Origin of the sequence: Micromonospora sp. WMMD736, assembly GCF_049179015.1 — a bacterium.
GTDB lineage: Bacteria > Actinomycetota > Actinomycetes > Mycobacteriales > Micromonosporaceae > Micromonospora.
The window spans coordinates 2,672,191-2,686,372 of record NZ_JBMHMI010000001.1 but is presented as its reverse complement, the minus strand read 5'-3'; the positions used below and the strand labels follow the sequence as shown (position 1 = coordinate 2,686,372).

At 73.1% G+C, this 14,182-nt stretch carries 12 protein-coding genes; 5 read left to right on the top strand and 7 right to left on the bottom strand.

What is annotated here, in order from left to right:
- Nucleotides 1–38: 38 nt before the first annotated feature.
- Nucleotides 39–974 (top strand): SDR family NAD(P)-dependent oxidoreductase, encoded by a 936-nt coding sequence (locus ACN269_RS11385; protein ID WP_421472415.1) that lies wholly within the window; start codon nucleotides 39–41, stop codon nucleotides 972–974.
- Nucleotides 975–1,049: 75 nt separating this feature from the next.
- Here ACN269_RS11385 and sucB read toward each other — a convergent pair whose 3' ends face one another.
- Together sucB and lpdA are read right to left on the bottom strand one after the other, a co-directional pair.
- Nucleotides 1,050–2,882 (bottom strand): 2-oxoglutarate dehydrogenase, E2 component, dihydrolipoamide succinyltransferase, encoded by a 1,833-nt coding sequence (sucB, locus tag ACN269_RS11380; protein ID WP_421472414.1) that lies wholly within the window; start codon nucleotides 2,880–2,882, stop codon nucleotides 1,050–1,052.
- A gap of 66 nt (nucleotides 2,883–2,948) precedes the next feature.
- Nucleotides 2,949–4,340, bottom strand: a complete 1,392-nt coding sequence (lpdA, locus tag ACN269_RS11375) for a dihydrolipoyl dehydrogenase (protein ID WP_421472413.1) — start codon at nucleotides 4,338–4,340, stop codon at nucleotides 2,949–2,951.
- A gap of 178 nt (nucleotides 4,341–4,518) precedes the next feature.
- On the opposite strand from lpdA, the gene ACN269_RS11370 reads away from it, so the two are divergent.
- Nucleotides 4,519–4,848: a hypothetical protein gene (locus ACN269_RS11370; protein ID WP_421472412.1), complete on the top strand. Its 330-nt coding sequence runs from the start codon at nucleotides 4,519–4,521 to the stop codon at nucleotides 4,846–4,848.
- A 49-nt stretch (nucleotides 4,849–4,897) separates the two neighbouring features.
- On the opposite strand, the gene ACN269_RS11365 is transcribed toward ACN269_RS11370, so the two are convergent.
- Nucleotides 4,898–6,472: a leucyl aminopeptidase gene (locus ACN269_RS11365; RefSeq protein ID WP_421472411.1), complete on the bottom strand. Its 1,575-nt coding sequence runs from the start codon at nucleotides 6,470–6,472 to the stop codon at nucleotides 4,898–4,900.
- 161 nt (nucleotides 6,473–6,633) lie between these two features.
- Here ACN269_RS11365 and gcvT point away from each other — a divergent pair, with 161 nt between their 5' ends.
- On the top strand, nucleotides 6,634–7,764 hold the full coding sequence (gene gcvT, locus ACN269_RS11360) for a glycine cleavage system aminomethyltransferase GcvT (RefSeq protein ID WP_421472410.1): 1,131 nt from the start codon (nucleotides 6,634–6,636) through the stop codon (nucleotides 7,762–7,764).
- A 137-nt stretch (nucleotides 7,765–7,901) separates the two neighbouring features.
- On the opposite strand, the gene ACN269_RS11355 is transcribed toward gcvT, so the two are convergent.
- The 3 genes from ACN269_RS11355 to ACN269_RS11345 all read right to left on the bottom strand — a co-directional run bounded on the left by ACN269_RS11355 (nucleotide 7,902) and on the right by ACN269_RS11345 (nucleotide 11,961).
- Nucleotides 7,902–9,191, bottom strand: coding sequence for a DUF2314 domain-containing protein (locus ACN269_RS11355; RefSeq protein WP_421472409.1), 1,290 nt, complete (start codon nucleotides 9,189–9,191; stop codon nucleotides 7,902–7,904).
- 66 nt (nucleotides 9,192–9,257) lie between these two features.
- Nucleotides 9,258–10,031 carry an adenosylcobinamide-GDP ribazoletransferase gene (locus tag ACN269_RS11350; RefSeq protein ID WP_421472408.1) on the bottom strand — a complete coding sequence of 258 codons (774 nt, stop codon included), beginning with the start codon at nucleotides 10,029–10,031 and terminating at the stop codon, nucleotides 9,258–9,260.
- The gene (locus tag ACN269_RS11345) at nucleotides 10,021–11,961 is read right to left on the bottom strand and encodes a bifunctional adenosylcobinamide kinase/adenosylcobinamide-phosphate guanylyltransferase (protein ID WP_421472407.1); all 1,941 of its coding nucleotides are present in this window, start codon (nucleotides 11,959–11,961) and stop codon (nucleotides 10,021–10,023) included. Before ACN269_RS11345 ends, ACN269_RS11350 begins: the two co-directional genes overlap by 11 nt.
- A gap of 142 nt (nucleotides 11,962–12,103) precedes the next feature.
- On the opposite strand from ACN269_RS11345, the gene ACN269_RS11340 reads away from it, so the two are divergent.
- Together ACN269_RS11340 and ACN269_RS11335 are read left to right on the top strand one after the other, a co-directional pair.
- Nucleotides 12,104–12,304 carry a hypothetical protein gene (locus tag ACN269_RS11340; RefSeq protein WP_421472406.1) on the top strand — a complete coding sequence of 67 codons (201 nt, stop codon included), beginning with the start codon at nucleotides 12,104–12,106 and terminating at the stop codon, nucleotides 12,302–12,304.
- Nucleotides 12,304–13,098, top strand: coding sequence for a site-2 protease family protein (locus ACN269_RS11335; protein ID WP_421472405.1), 795 nt, complete (start codon nucleotides 12,304–12,306; stop codon nucleotides 13,096–13,098). The genes ACN269_RS11340 and ACN269_RS11335 overlap by 1 nt, the downstream gene beginning before the upstream one ends.
- A 63-nt stretch (nucleotides 13,099–13,161) precedes the next feature.
- On the opposite strand, the gene ACN269_RS11330 is transcribed toward ACN269_RS11335, so the two are convergent.
- A complete protein-coding gene (locus ACN269_RS11330) occupies nucleotides 13,162–14,160 on the bottom strand; it encodes an aldo/keto reductase family protein (RefSeq protein ID WP_421472404.1) in 999 nt (332 codons plus the stop codon).
- Nucleotides 14,161–14,182: the final 22 nt, after the last annotated feature.

The window sequence follows — 14,182 nt, the reverse complement described above, 5'->3', positions numbered from 1 at the left end:
AGAAGCTACGCGACCCGAAGCCTGGACGAGGATGGATCATGACGACGAGCAATCCGATCACCACGTCGTTCGCCCACGACTCCACCGCCATGGACGTGATCCGGGGCGTGGACCTGGTCGGCCGGCGGGCGATCGTCACCGGGGGGTCGTCCGGCATCGGCGTGGAGACCGCACGCGCCCTGGCCAGCGCCGGCGCGGAGGTCACCCTGGCCGTCCGCAACCCCGACGCCGGCCAGCGGGCCGCCGACGACATCACCGGCACCACCGGCAACGACCGCGTCCTGGTCGCCCCGCTCGACCTCGCCGACCAGGGTTCGGTCGCCGACTTCGTGGCCAACTGGGACGGCCCCCTGCACATCCTGGTCAACAACGCCGGCATCATGGCCGCGCCCCTGAGCCGCACCCCGCAGGGCTGGGAGATGCAGTTCGCCACCAACCACCTCGGGCACTTCGCGCTCGCCACCGGGCTGCGCCCGGCGCTCGCCGCCGCCGACGGGGCCCGCATCGCCTCGGTCAGCTCCGCCGCCCACCTGCGCTCGCCGGTGGTCTTCGAGGACATCCAGTACGACCGCCGCGAGTACGAGCCCTGGCAGGCGTACGGGCAGTCGAAGACGGCAAACGTGCTCTTCGCTGTGGAGGCGACCCGCCGCTGGTCGGACGACGGCATCTACACCAACGCGCTGATGCCCGGCGCGATCCGCACCAACCTCCAGCGCTACGTCAGCGAGGAGGAGCTGAACCGGCTGCGCGCCGGCAACGCGGCCGCGTGGAAGACCGTCGAGCAGGGCGCGGCCACGTCGGTGCTGGTGGCCGCGTCCCCGCTGCTCGACGAAGTCGGCGGACGCTACTTCGAGGACTGCCAGCAGGCCGCGCCCGCCCGACCCGACACGCGCACCGGCGTCGCGGACTACGCGCTGGACCCGGAGGCCGCCGAGCGGCTCTGGAAGGTCTCGACCGACCTGCTCAAGGGCTGAGCGGCACCGACGCGGCAGAGACGAAGGGGCGCCCCGGTCGACGACCGGGGCGCCCCTCACGGCGTACGCGATGGATCAGGCCAGGCCCAGCTCCGACTCGAAGTTGCCGCCCTCGAGGCGCTCCTTGACCGAGGTCAGGAAGCGGGCCGCGTCGGCGCCGTCGATCAGGCGGTGGTCGTACGACATGGCCAGGTAGACCATCGAGCGGACCGCGATGACCTCGCCCAGGTCGGGGTCGTTGACCACGACCGGACGCTTCACCACGGCGCCCGTGCCGAGCATCGCCGACTGCGGCGACGGCACGATCGGCGTGTCGAAGAGAGCGCCCCGGCTGCCCGTGTTGGTCAGCGTGAAGGTCGCCCCGGCCATCTCGTCCGGGGTGATCTTGTTGTTCCGGGTGCGCTCGGCGAGGTCGGCGATCCGCTTGGCGATGCCACCCATGTTGAGGTCACCGGCGTTGTGGATCACCGGCACGAGCAGCCCGCGCTCGGTGTCCACCGCGATGCCGAGGTGCTCGGCGGCCGGGTACGTGATCGTACCGCCGTCCAGGTCCATGCTGGCCTGGATGATCGGGTGGGTCTGCAGCGCCTCGATGGCGGCGAGAGCGAAGAACGGCAGGAAGGACAGCTTCACGCCGTGCTTGGCCAGGAACGAGTCCTTGGCCTGGGCCCGCAGCTTGGCGACCTTGGTGACGTCGACCTCGACGACCGTGGTCAGCTGCGCCGTCTCGTGCAGCGACTGCTGCATCCGCTTCGCGATGGTCGCCCGGATCCGCGGCAGCTTCTCCGTGGTGCCCCGCTTCGCGCTGGGCTGAGGCTTCGCGGCCGGCTTCGGCGCGGCGGCCGACGGCGCGGCAGCGGGCTGTGCCGCCGGAGCCGGCGTGGCCGCGGCGGCCTTGGCCTTCTCGGCCGCGTCGAGCACGTCCTGCTTGCGGATCCGGCCACCCACGCCGGTGCCGTTGAGCGCGGCCAGGTCCACGCCGTGCTCGCTGGCCAGCTTGCGGACCAGCGGCGTGACGTATCCGGCGGCCTCCTCGCCGCCCTGGGCCGGCGCGGACGGGCGCTGCGGCGCCGCAGTCGGCGCGGACGGCTGGGCGGCCTGCTCGGCCTTCGCCGGCTGCGCCGACGTCTCCGCCTCGGCGGCCGGCTCGTTGTACGACGCGCCCGGCGTCGGCTCCTCGACCTTGGGCTCCGGCTTCGGCTCGGCCTTGGGGGCCGGCGCGGCCTCCGCCTTCGGCTCGGTCTTCGCCGGGGCGGGGGCGCCGCCCTCGGCGCCGATGACCACGAGGTCGGCGCCGACCGCGGCGGTCTCGTCCTCGGCGACCTTGATCTCCAGCACGGTGCCGGCGACCGGCGAGGGGATCTCCGTGTCGACCTTGTCGGTGGACACCTCCAGCAGCGGCTCGTCCACCTCGACGGTGTCGCCGACCTGCTTGAGCCAGCGGGTGACCGTACCCTCGGTGACGCTCTCGCCCAGGGCCGGCATCTTGACCGCGGTGCCCTCGCCCGACGACGCGGCGGCCGGCGTCGGCGCCTCGGCCGGGGCCTCGTCCTGCGCCACCTGGTCGGCGGTGCCCTCGGCGGCGGCGGTCGGCTCGGCAGCCGGCTCGACCGCGGCCGGTGCCTGCTGCTGCTCCTGCGGGGCGGCCTCGCCGCCGCCGGTCGACTCGCCTTCACCGGCGATGACGGCCAGCTCGCTGCCGACCTCGGCGGTCTCGTCCTCGCCGACCACGATGCGGCTCAGCACGCCCGCAGCGGGCGACGGGATCTCGGTGTCGACCTTGTCGGTCGAGACCTCGAGTAGGGGCTCGTCGACCTCGACCGTGTCGCCCTCCTGCTTGAGCCAGCGCGTGACGGTGCCCTCGGTGACGCTCTCGCCGAGCCGGGGCATGGTGACCGATACCGGCATGTTCTCCAGACTCCTTCATTCCCCTAGGGGATCTTCGCCCGTCGCCGGACGCCGCGGTTTGGGTGATCAGGCGTGCGCGTGCAGCGGCTTGCCGGCGAGGGCCAGGTGCGCCTCGCCCAGGGCCTCGCTCTGGGTGGGGTGGGCGTGCACGAGCTGGGCGACCTCCGCCGGGTAGGCCTCCCAGTTGTAGATGAGCTGTGCCTCACCGACCAGCTCACCGACCCGGGCGCCGACCATGTGGACGCCGACCACCGGGCCGTCCTGGACCCGCACCAGCTTCACGAAGCCGGTGGTCTTGAGGATCTGGCTCTTGCCGTTGCCACCCAGGTTGTAGTTGAACGTGGTGACCTTGTCGGCGCCGTACTGCTCCTTGGCCTTCGCCTCGGTCAGGCCCACCGACGCCAGCTCCGGGTCGCAGTAGGTGACGCGCGGGATGCCCATCTCGTCGATGACGGCCGGGGTCTGCCCGGCGATCTCCTCGGCGACGAAGATGCCCTGCTGGAAGCCCCGGTGCGCGAGCTGGAGGCCGGGGACGATGTCGCCGACCGCGTAGACGTTCGGCACGCTGGTGCGCAGCCGCTCGTCGGTCAGCACGTAGCCGCGGTCCATCTTGACGCCCTGCTCCTCGTACCCGAGGTTCGCGGTGTTCGGACCGCGGCCCACGGCGACCAGCAGCAGCTCCGCCTCGACGGTCTCCCCGCCGGAGATGGTCAGCTTGACGCCGTTCTCGGTCTTCTCGACCTTCTCGAACGGCTTGCCGACCTTAAAGTTGATCTTGCGCTTACGGAACGCCCGCTCCAGCGCCTTCGACGACTCCTCGTCCTCGGCGGCGACCAGCCGGGGCAGCGCCTCGACGATCGTCACGTCCACGCCGAAGGACTTCCACACGCTGGCGAACTCGACGCCGATCACGCCACCGCCGAGCACGATCACCGACGAGGGGATCCGGTCCAGGGTCAGCGCGTGGTCACTCGTGATGATCCGCTCGCCGTCGACCTCCAGGCCGGGCAGGCTCTTCGCGTACGAGCCGGAGGCCAGCACGATGTTGCGGCCGGTGTAGCGCTTGCCGTCGACCTCGACCACGTTCTTGCCGACGAGCTTGCCGTGGCCCTCGATGATCGTGATCGACTTGTTGCTCTTCAACATGCCCTGGAGGCCCTTGTACAGGCGCGCGATGACGCTGTCCTTGTACGAGTTGACCCGGGCCATGTCGATGCCGACCAGCTCGGCCTTCACACCGAACTGCTCCGACTCGCGGGTCTGGTCGGCGATCTCGGCCGCGTGCAGCAGCGCCTTGGTCGGGATGCAGCCGTTGTGCAGGCAGGTACCGCCGAGCTTGCCCTTCTCGACCAGCGCGACCTTCTGGCCCAGCTGGACGGCGCGCAGCGCGGTCGCGTAGCCGCCGCTGCCACCTCCGAGGATGACGATGTCGAAGGTCGCTTCGTTCGGCTCGCTCACGTCCAACTCCCAGGTCGCGTCACTGCATCGGGGGTCCCTATGGGGTAACACGGACACACCCCACCTCGGTCATCTTGTCACCACCGGGCACAGGGTGCGTAGTGAGGTGCCCAACGACACGTCATCGACACGTACCCTTGGCACCGTTGTCGATGACGTCAGGTGGGGGAGAGGTCCGGTGGGGTTGTTCCGGCGCCGCAAACAGGCGCGTGTGGCTAGCCACGACCGTGCGGCCGATCGGGGGGATCTGGTCCATCTGGAGAACTTCATCCGGAGCCGGCGAGGTGTCGAGGCGTTCATCGAGCCCCGGACGACGGTCACCGAGACCACCGTCATCCTGATCGCCGACGACGGGGAGTGGACCCGTCGGCGCATCGACGGTCCCGACGGCGCGCGTCGCTTCGCGTACCGGATGGGCATCCCGGTGTACGACGTCCGCCTGATGGGCTACCCGCAGCGGATGCGCGACTTCAACGAGCGCCGCAAGCGCCGCCCCGAGCTGTACTGACAACGCGGGCCCCCGGCGTCGACCGGGGGCCCGCGTTGTCCGGCGGGTGTCAGCCGTTGGCGGCGACGTCCTCGACGAGCTGCACCAGGGTGCGGACCGGCACGCCGGTGCCGCCCTTGGTCCAGTAGCCGGTCGGCTCGCCCGAGTGGTAGCCCGGGCCGGCGATGTCGATGTGCGCCCACGCCACGTCGTCGGTCACGAACTCGCGCAGGAACACGCCGCCCTGCAGCATGTGCCCGGCCCGGTCCATCCCGGCGTTGACCTGCGAGATGTCCGCCACGTCGGAGTCCATGCCCTTGCGCACGTCGTCCGGCAGCGGCATCGGCCAGGCCGGCTCGCCGACCGCGTCGCCGACCGTGCGGACCCGCTCGCACAGCTCGGGAGTACCCATCACGCCGGCCACCCGCTTGCCCAACGCGATCACCTGACCGCCGGTCAGGGTGGACGTCTCGAACAGGTAGTCCGTGCCGTCGGCACAGGCGCGGGCGATGGCGTCGGCCAGCACCATCCGACCCTCGGCGTCGGTGTTGAGCACCTCCACCTTCTTGCCGTTGAACATGCTGATCACGTCGCCCGGCCGGTAGCTGGTGCCCGACGGCATGTTCTCGGCCATCGGCAGGTAGCCGCTGACCGCCACGTCCGGCTTGAGCGCGGCGATCGCCAGCATCGCCGCACCCACCGCGGCGGCGCCCGCCATGTCGGACTTCATCTCCCACATGCCCTGCGCCGGCTTGATCGAGATGCCGCCGGTGTCGAAGGTGATGCCCTTGCCGACCAGCGCGACCCGCTTGCCGTTACCGGCGTTCTGCGGGGTGTAGGTGAGCTTCACCAGCCGCGGCGGGGCCTCCGAACCCTGCCCGACCGCGATGATGCCGCCGTACCCGCCAGCGGCCAGCGCCGCCTCGTCCAGCACCTCGACGCCGAGACCGGCGTCACGGGCGGCGGCGGCCACGGCGTCGGCGAACGACGGGGGACGCAGCTCGTTCGGGGCCGTGTTCACCCAGTCCCGGCTGGTCCGGACCGCGCCGGCGACCGCCTGCGCGCGGGTGATCTCCGCCTGGGCGCTCGTGTCGGCGGCGTCCGGAACGGCGATGAGCACCTCGGCCACCGGCTCCCGCCGGGTCGGCTGCGGCCGGGTCTTGTAGCCGGCGAAGCGATAGCCGCCGAGCAGCGCGCCCTCGGCGACCGCACGCAGCGCCGCCAGCGCGTCCGCGTCGTCGGGCAGGGGCAGGCTGAGCGCCACCTTCGGCGCGCCCGCCAGGGCCCGCACCACCGCGCCGGCCGCCCGACGCAGCGTCTCCGGCGCCGGGGCGGCACCCGTCGGCTCCGGGCCGAGCCCGACCGCGACGACCAGCGGAGCCGTGACCGTACCCAGCGTGGCCAGCTTGATCACCTCGCCCGGGCCACCGGTCGCGCCGAGCAGCGCCAGCGTCTCGGTCAGCTTGCCGTCGAACGCGGCGGCGATGCTCTCCGCGCCGCTGCCGAGCAGCAGGGTGCCGGCGAGGCCGCTGGTGGCGTCCTGCTCTCCGGTCTGGCTGTGCACGCCGATCACGATCGCGTCGACGGCGAGCTCCGCCGGGTCGGTGTCGACCAGGCTCAGGGTGGTGGTGCGGGGGGTTGTCACTGAAGCTACTCCGGGCGGGCCGGGCCGGTCGCGTCGTCGCGTACCAGCGGTGAAGGTCTCCGGCGGAACCTACCCGCCGGACGTCAGGGCTGTCCCGTCGATCACACAACGGGCTCCCGCCGATGCTAACCAGCGGCGTGACCCCCGGTAAGTTGCCACCCATGACCGACGTGACCTCCGCCGCCGCCGCGACCCGGCTGCGACGTTCCCCGCTGCACGAGCGGCACACCGCCGCCGGCGCCAAATTCGCCCCCTTCGGGGGCTGGGAGATGCCGCTGGAGTACGCCGGCGGCGGGGTGCTCAAGGAGCACACCGCGGTGCGTACGGCGGTGGGGGTCTTCGACGTGTCGCACCTGGGCAAGGTCCGGGTGACCGGTCCCGGAGCGGCCGAGTTCGTCAACTCGTGCCTGAGCAACGACCTGGGCCGGATCGGGCCGGGCCGCGCGCAGTACACGCTGTGCTGCGACGACGCCACCGGCGGCGTGGTCGACGACATCATCGCCTACCTGTACGCCGACGACCACGTCTTCCTCATCCCGAACGCCGCGAACACCACCGAGGTCGTACGCCGGTTGCGCGCCGCCGCGCCGGAGCAGATCACCGTCACCGACGAGCACGAGGCGTACGCGGTGCTGGCCGTGCAGGGCCCCCGCTCCGCCGACCTGCTCGCCGCCCTGGCCCTGCCCACCGAGCACGGCTACATGAGCTTCGACGCGGCCCGCCTCGCCGCCGTGGAGCTGACCGTCTGCCGTACCGGCTACACCGGCGAGCTGGGCTACGAGCTGGTGGTGCCGGCGCAGCAGGCGGTGACCGTGTGGGACGCGCTCTTCGCCGCCGGCGAGGCGTTCGAGCTGCGCGCCTGCGGCCTCGCCGCCCGGGACACGCTGCGCACCGAGATGGGGTACCCGCTGCACGGGCAGGACCTCTCGCTGGACATCACCCCGGTGCAGGCCCGCTCCGGTTGGGCGGTCGGCTGGGACAAGCCGGCGTTCTGGGGTCGCGACGCGCTGCGCGCCGAGAAGGCCGCCGGCCCCCGCCGTACCCTGCGGGGCCTGGTGGCCGTCGACCGTGCCATCCCGCGCCCCGGCATGACCCTGCACGTGGGCGACCAGCAGGTCGGCGTAGTGACGAGCGGCACCTTCAGCCCGACGAGGAAGCAGGGCATCGCCCTGGCCCTGGTGAACACGGACGCCAACCTCCCCGACGGCGCCGAGGTCGAGATCGACATCCGCGGCCGCCGAGCCCCCCTGACGGTAACCAAACCCCCCTTCGTAACCCCCTCAACCCACTAACCCCGCCCACTAACCCCGCCGAAAGACCCTGTTGATCATGGAGTTATTGCCGTGACACGCCGACATCGGTGGCAATAACTTCATGATCACCGGGGGGCCGGGCGGGGGCCGGGGGCGGGCGGGGGCCGGGGGTGGGGTTAGGGGGTGGGGGGTTCGCCGGAGTCGAGGACGGCTTGGGTCCAGCCGCCTTCGATGACTCCGGTCGCGTCCAGGACCGCCCAGTCGACGATGTCGGACACCTCCACGACCACCGGGGCGCCGATGCGGACGCTCTGGTCGGTGTTCGCGTCGCTGGCGCTCACGCCGACGATGCGCTCCGGGGTCTCCCACGAGGTGACGCCCGCCCAGACGTACTCCGGGCCGTCGTCGCCCGGCAGGCCGTACTTGACGACGAGCTGCGACTCGGTCGGTAGCCGGCCGGCGACGAAACGGGCCCGCGCGTCGCCCAGCGCGGCGCGGGCGGTGGCCACCGCCCGGCTCATCGCGTCGCCCGAGCGGGCGTAGCGCACGTCCGGTTGGATGCCGGAGAACAGGGTCGCGCAGGCGGCCGCGTAGTATCGCCCGTCCGGGCCGGGGTGCCCGGCCGGTGGGCGCAGGCTCAGGAACGAGTCGGCCTCCGGGTCGGTCGCCGGGTCCAGCTCGAGGCGCAGCAGCACCGGGGCGGTCGCGCCGTGCTGCTCCGGGTTGCCGTACGCCACCGCGATGTCGTGCCCGGTGACCGTGGCGAGCACCGGTAGCTGCACGAACGCGGGCACCTCCGCGCCGTTGAGGCCGTCGGTCCAGTCCCGCAGCAGGCGACGGGCCGCGCCGGTCATCACCGCGCCCCAGGCGCGGGTGAGGTGGTCGGGCACCCCCTGGGTCTGCAACTCCAGCAGCCCGAAGCGACGTAGCCCCTTCGTGGTGAACCACAGCCCCTCGGCGTCCGACGAGTACGGCACCAGCACCCAGTCGACCAGCCGGATCCGGCCCTGCTCGTCGGGGAGCGAGCGCAGCGCGGTCGCCGGGTCGAGGAACTGGAGGCCGAAGACGTCCACCACGTCGCCGTCGACGGACTCGGCGACCGCCGCCGCCACCGCCCGTGCCGCCCACTCGTGTGCCGGCGGCCAACCGGGTCGGTACTCGGCCTGCACCACCACCAGGTGCGTCGCCGCCGCCAGCCGGGCCAACTGCTCCTCGGTGGCGCCGAACGCGGTGAGCAGATCCGGCGGCAGCGCGGGGAACTCGGCGATCGGCCGGGTGTCCACGCTCATCAGCGGGCTGTCCAGCATCTGTGTGGCGAGCCCGTGCACCGGTTCGGCCAGCCGCCCGGCCAGCGACGCCACCGCCGTCTTCGCGCTGACCTTCGGCAGCCCCGCCATCGGCACCAGGTAGGTCGCGCTGAGCGACTCCGGCACCGGTACGGGCAGGAAGTCGTCCGTGATGAGCATGTTCGTTCCCCCGGTGGCCGCGCCGGTGTTGTCGAGCCGAACGCTACCTGGCCTCGTGTGCCGGCCTCAGCCGGACAGCACCAAGCCCAGGTAGACCAGCGTGGTGACCACCTCGACGGTCGCGCCGAGCACGTCGCCGGTGATGCCGCCGAGCCGGCGTACCACGTGGGTCAGCAGCGCCACCGCGACGGCCAGCGCGGCGACGACGGCGATCGGCCCCTGCCAGGGGCGGCCCGGCACCGCGGCCGCCGCCAGCAGCGCGACGGTGATCGCGCCCACGGTCAGCGCCGCCGGGCCGACCGTGCCGGCCACCAGCGCGCCGAGGCCGTCCGGCCGGGCCGCGGGCACGCCCCGCCGACACGCCACCGTGACGCCCAGGCGGCCGGCTGCCGTCGCCGTGACCACCGCCGCGAGGCACGCCGGCCACGAGCGCCCGGCCAGGTCGGCGAGGGCCGCGGCCTGCACCAGGAGTACGACCACCAGCGCCACGACACCGAACGGGCCGACGTCCGGCTTCTTCATGATCTCCAGGGCGGCGGCGCCCCGCCGGTACGACCCGAGCGCGTCCACCGTGTCGGCCAGCCCGTCCAGGTGCAGCCCCCGGGTCAGCAGGGCGGCGACCCCCACCGTCACGCCGGCGGCCACCAGCGGGGGAGCGAGCAGGCCGGCCAGGAGCAGGACACCGCCCAGGAGTACGCCGAGCAGCGCGCCGACGGCCGGGGCGAGCGCCATCGCCGTACCCGCCACCGGGCGGTCGATCCGTCCGGCACGTACCGGCAGGGTGCTGAAGGTGGTGACGGCGAGCCGGACGCCCGCGACGAACCGCGACTCAGCCGGCACGCCAGCCCGACGCCGGCTGCTCGTCGACACCGGTACGGGTGGGGCCCGGCCCGGCCGGCTCCGGCTCGACGAACTCCGGATCGGTGTAGTCCGGCCCGGTGTACGCCGGCTCGTCGTCGGTGTGGTCGGGCTCCGGCTCGTCGGCGCCGTCCGGGTCGGCGTCGCCGCCGAGCGACGGGTGCACCGGCAGGGCGGCGGCCAGCGCCAGCACCGAACGCAGCATCGGGAGCGCGACCAGGGCGTTCGCGCCCTCGCCCAGGTCCAGGCGGAGGTCGAGCAGGGGCTCGAGGCCGAGCACGTCGGCCGCGAGCCGCACCGCGGGGTGCCGGCCGTGGTCGGCCAGCAGGCACCAGTGCCGAGCCTGCCCGGCCAGGTCGCGGCTGATCATCCCGGCGGCCAGGCCGACCGGCCCGTCCAGCAGCACCGGCACCCGGCGGGCGGTCGCGCCCAGCAGCACTCCGGTGGCCACCGCCACGTCGCCGCCACCCAACTCGGCCAGCACGTCCTTGGCGGAGCGCGGCGAGCGGCGGGTGCGGTGCAGGGCGTCCCGCACGGCGGCGCAGCGGACCATCCAGGCCGCGTCGTCGATCTCACCGGAATCGGTGATCACCCGACCCAGCACCGACGGCGGTTCCGCGCCCGCGGTGGCCGCCAGCACGGCGGCCGCCGCCGCTTCGGTGCCGGCGCCGCAGGCCCCCAGGACCAGCAGTTGTACGCCCGCGTCGGCCGCCTGCTCGGCCAGCCGCCAGCCGTAGCGCAGCGCCGACTCGACCTGCTCGCCGGTCAGCGCCGGCTGGGTCTCCATCGGCGCGGCGGCCGGCGTGTCCACGACCTGGAGGCTCGCGCCGGCCTCGGCGGCCAGCCGGGCCAGCGCGCCCCGGCCGGCGCGGGCCTGCGCGGCGCGACGTGCCGACTCGCCGGCGACGGTGCCGGCGGACGCGCTGCCCGCGTGGTCGCCGTTGAGCAGCAGCACCCGTACCGAACCCCAGGCGGACGGGGTCGACGTGCCCTGCGTGGCGGCGGCGAAGCCGACCACCCGGTCCAGGACGCCCAACCCGGCGCCCGGCACGTCCAGGGTGGCCAGCCGGTCCACCGCCTGCGGGCCCGCGTACTCGTCGGGCATCGGCAGTTCCATGCCCGGCTGGATGACCAGACCGGTGGCCACCATCGGCAGCGCCATGGTCGGCGCGGCCCACGGGTTGCCGGGCTCCGGGCTCGGCGCGGCCGGCGGGGTGTGGGTCAGGACCTCGGGGAGCTGCACCTCGGGCGTGGGCTCGGTGTCGTCCAGACTCGGGGTGGCGCTGGCGGGAGCGTTCCGGCTCACCGCGGCGGCGACCGCGTGTCTCCCGGTCGCCGGCGCGGCCGGGGTCGAGGTGGCGGCCGCTGCGGGCTTCAACCAGGTGGGCTGACCGGCGACCACCAGCACCACGGCGTCGCAGGCGTCCGCGACCGCGCGGTTGGCCGTGCCGAGCGCGTCGGCGAACGCCCGCCCGAGCGGGGTCGTCGGCACCAGCGACAGCCCCACCTCGGGGCTGACCAGCACCACCCGCGCCGCGCAGGCCCGGATCGCCTCGGCCAACTCGGCGATCGTGGCCACGTCGTCGGCGGGCTGGTGCTCCGGGTCGAGCAGCACGGTCACCCAGCCGCCCAGGTCGTCCACGAGCAGCGTCTCGTTCGGCTCGGCGGACGCGAGCACGTCCGCCAGCCGACGCGGCTCCCCGGCGGTCTCCTCGGTGGTCCAGCTACCCGGCCGCCGGGCGCGGTGCGTCGCCAACCGGGTGGCCCACTCGGTGTCCTCCGGGTCGCCCTCGGGCGCGGTGGCGACGTAGCGGACCACCGGCGCGTCGGCGACCAGGGACTCGGCGAACTCGGACTTGCCGGACCGGATGCCGCCGAGCACCAGGACCGTGTTCCACCCGTCAACGGACATGCCCGTACCTTAAGGCCGCCCGGGGTCGCTCTGCCTGCCGGCCCGGCGCTCGCGCGACGGGTGGGGGGCCGTCTCGCGTCGGGCCGACTACGCTGGCGGAGGTTCGTCCCACCGGGACTTCAGCGGCGAGGGGAGACGCGGCATGGCGTGGAGCTGGCGGTACGAGGGCACGGACGGCCAGTCGGTCGAGGGACCGGCGGAGTCGTTCGGCAGCCAGGCCGACGCCGAATCCTGGATCGGCCAGACCTGGCGTGAACTCGCGGCGTCCGGCGTCACCTCGGTCGCGCTCGTCGAGGACGACCGGGTCGAGTACCGGATGAGCCTGCTGCCCACGGCCGAGTGATGGCGTACGACCGGCCGGGCGACAAGCTGGTCCTCGGCGTGCCGCAGGCGGCGTTCCGGCCCAGCCCGGTCTTCCTCGGCCTGGTCGCGCTCTTCGCGGTGAGCGGGGTGCTGGCCTACAACGGCTACGGCAGTGTCCGCTTCGACGTGTTCCTGTTCGTGGTCTCCGGCTGGCTGGTGTCGCTCTGCCTGCACGAGTACGCGCACGCGGTCGTCGCCTACCGCGCCGGCGACCGGGACATCGCCCACCGCGGCTACCTGACGCTCAACCCGTTCAAGTACACCCACCCGCTGCTGTCGATCGTGCTGCCGGTGGTGGTGGTGCTGCTCGGTGGCATCGGTCTGCCCGGCGGCGCGGTGTGGGTGGACCGGCACGCCATCCCGGGGCGACTGCGGCACACCCTGGTGAGCCTCGCCGGCCCGGCGACGAACGTGTTGTTCGCGTTGCTGCTGGTGCTCGCGGTCCGACTCGGTGCGACCTCGGGTGGTCGGGTCGAGTTCTGGGCGGGGCTGGCGCTGCTGGCGTTCCTGCAACTCACCGCGAGCGTGCTCAACCTGCTGCCGGTGCCGGGCCTGGACGGCGGCAACATGATCCAGCCGTGGCTCAATCCACAGTGGCGCCGGATGTACGACCTGTTCGCTCCGTACGGCTTCATCCTGCTCTTCGCGCTGCTGTGGAACCCGCGCCTCGGCGGCTGGTTCTTCGACGCGGTCTTCGCGGTCGGTGACCTGCTCGGCCTGCCGTCCTGGCTGTACGCCGCCGGCCTCGACCTGATCCGCTTCTGGCAGAGCTGAGCTGCCGGACCGAGCTGACCGGCCCGGTCGGCGGGGTACCGCGCCGACCGGGCCGGACCCGCGTCAGGGCCGCTGCGCGGGAGACTCGGTCTTCGCCGGGTCCCGCTCGACCACCGGCTCGACGATGTCGTCGATGGCCTTGAGCAGGTCGGCGTCGAGCTTCACCCCGGCCGCCTTCACGTTGTCGTTCACCTGCTCGGGGCGGGTCGCGCCGATGATCGCCGACGAGATGTTCGGGTTCTGCAGCACCCAGGCCACGGCGAGCTGGGCCATGCTCAGGCCGGCCTGCTCGGCGAGCGGCTTGAGCTGCTGCACCCGGGTGAGCACGTCGTCGTTCATGAACCGGGCGATGAAGTTCGCGCCGGACTTCTCGTCGGTGGCACGGGAGCCGGCCGGCGGCGGCTGCCCCGGCAGGTACTTGCCGGAGAGCACGCCCTGTGCCATCGGCGACCAGACGATCTGACCGATGCCCAGCTCCTCGCTGGCCGGTACGACCTCGGCCTCGATGACCCGCCACAGCATCGAGTACTGCGGTTGGTTGGAGACCAGGGGGACGTGCAGCTCCCGGGCCAGCGGGTGGGCGGCGCGCAGCTGCTCGGCGGTCCACTCGGAGACGCCGATGTAGTGCGCCTTACCGGAGTGCACGACGTCGGCGAACGCCTCCATCGTCTCCTCCAGCGGCGTGCTGTAGTCGTACCGGTGGGCCTGGTACAGGTCCACGTAGTCGGTACGCAGCCGGCGCAGCGAGCCGTTGATCGACTCCATGATGTGCTTGCGGGACAGGCCACGGTCGTTGCGACCCGGCCCGGTCGGCCAGTAGACCTTGGTGAAGATCTCCAGGCCCTCGCGACGCTCACTCTCCAGCGCCCGGCCGAGCACGTCCTCGGCCCGGGTGCCGGCGTACACGTCGGCGGTGTCGAAGGTGGTGATCCCCGCGTCGAGGGCGGCCCGCACACAGGCGAACGCCGCGTCCTCCTCGACCTGGGAACCGTGGGTGATCCAGTTGCCGTACGAGATCTCGCTGACCATCAGGCCGGAGCGGCCCAGGTGTCGGAATTCCATGTGCCGACCCTAACGCCGGCCG

Excerpts from the sequence above, each read along its gene's own strand:
- ACN269_RS11385 (WP_421472415.1), top strand. The coding sequence starts at position 39 with ATGACGACGAGCAATCCGATCACCACGTCGTTCGCCCACGACTCCACC.
- sucB (WP_421472414.1), bottom strand. The coding sequence starts at position 2,882 with ATGCCGGTATCGGTCACCATGCCCCGGCTCGGCGAGAGCGTCACCGAG.
- gcvT (WP_421472410.1), top strand. The coding sequence starts at position 6,634 with ATGACCGACGTGACCTCCGCCGCCGCCGCGACCCGGCTGCGACGTTCC.
- ACN269_RS11355 (WP_421472409.1), bottom strand. The coding sequence starts at position 9,191 with ATGCTCATCACGGACGACTTCCTGCCCGTACCGGTGCCGGAGTCGCTC.
- ACN269_RS11345 (WP_421472407.1), bottom strand. The coding sequence starts at position 11,961 with ATGTCCGTTGACGGGTGGAACACGGTCCTGGTGCTCGGCGGCATCCGG.
- ACN269_RS11340 (WP_421472406.1), top strand. The coding sequence starts at position 12,104 with ATGGCGTGGAGCTGGCGGTACGAGGGCACGGACGGCCAGTCGGTCGAG.
- ACN269_RS11335 (WP_421472405.1), top strand. The coding sequence starts at position 12,304 with ATGGCGTACGACCGGCCGGGCGACAAGCTGGTCCTCGGCGTGCCGCAG.
- ACN269_RS11330 (WP_421472404.1), bottom strand. The coding sequence starts at position 14,160 with ATGGAATTCCGACACCTGGGCCGCTCCGGCCTGATGGTCAGCGAGATC.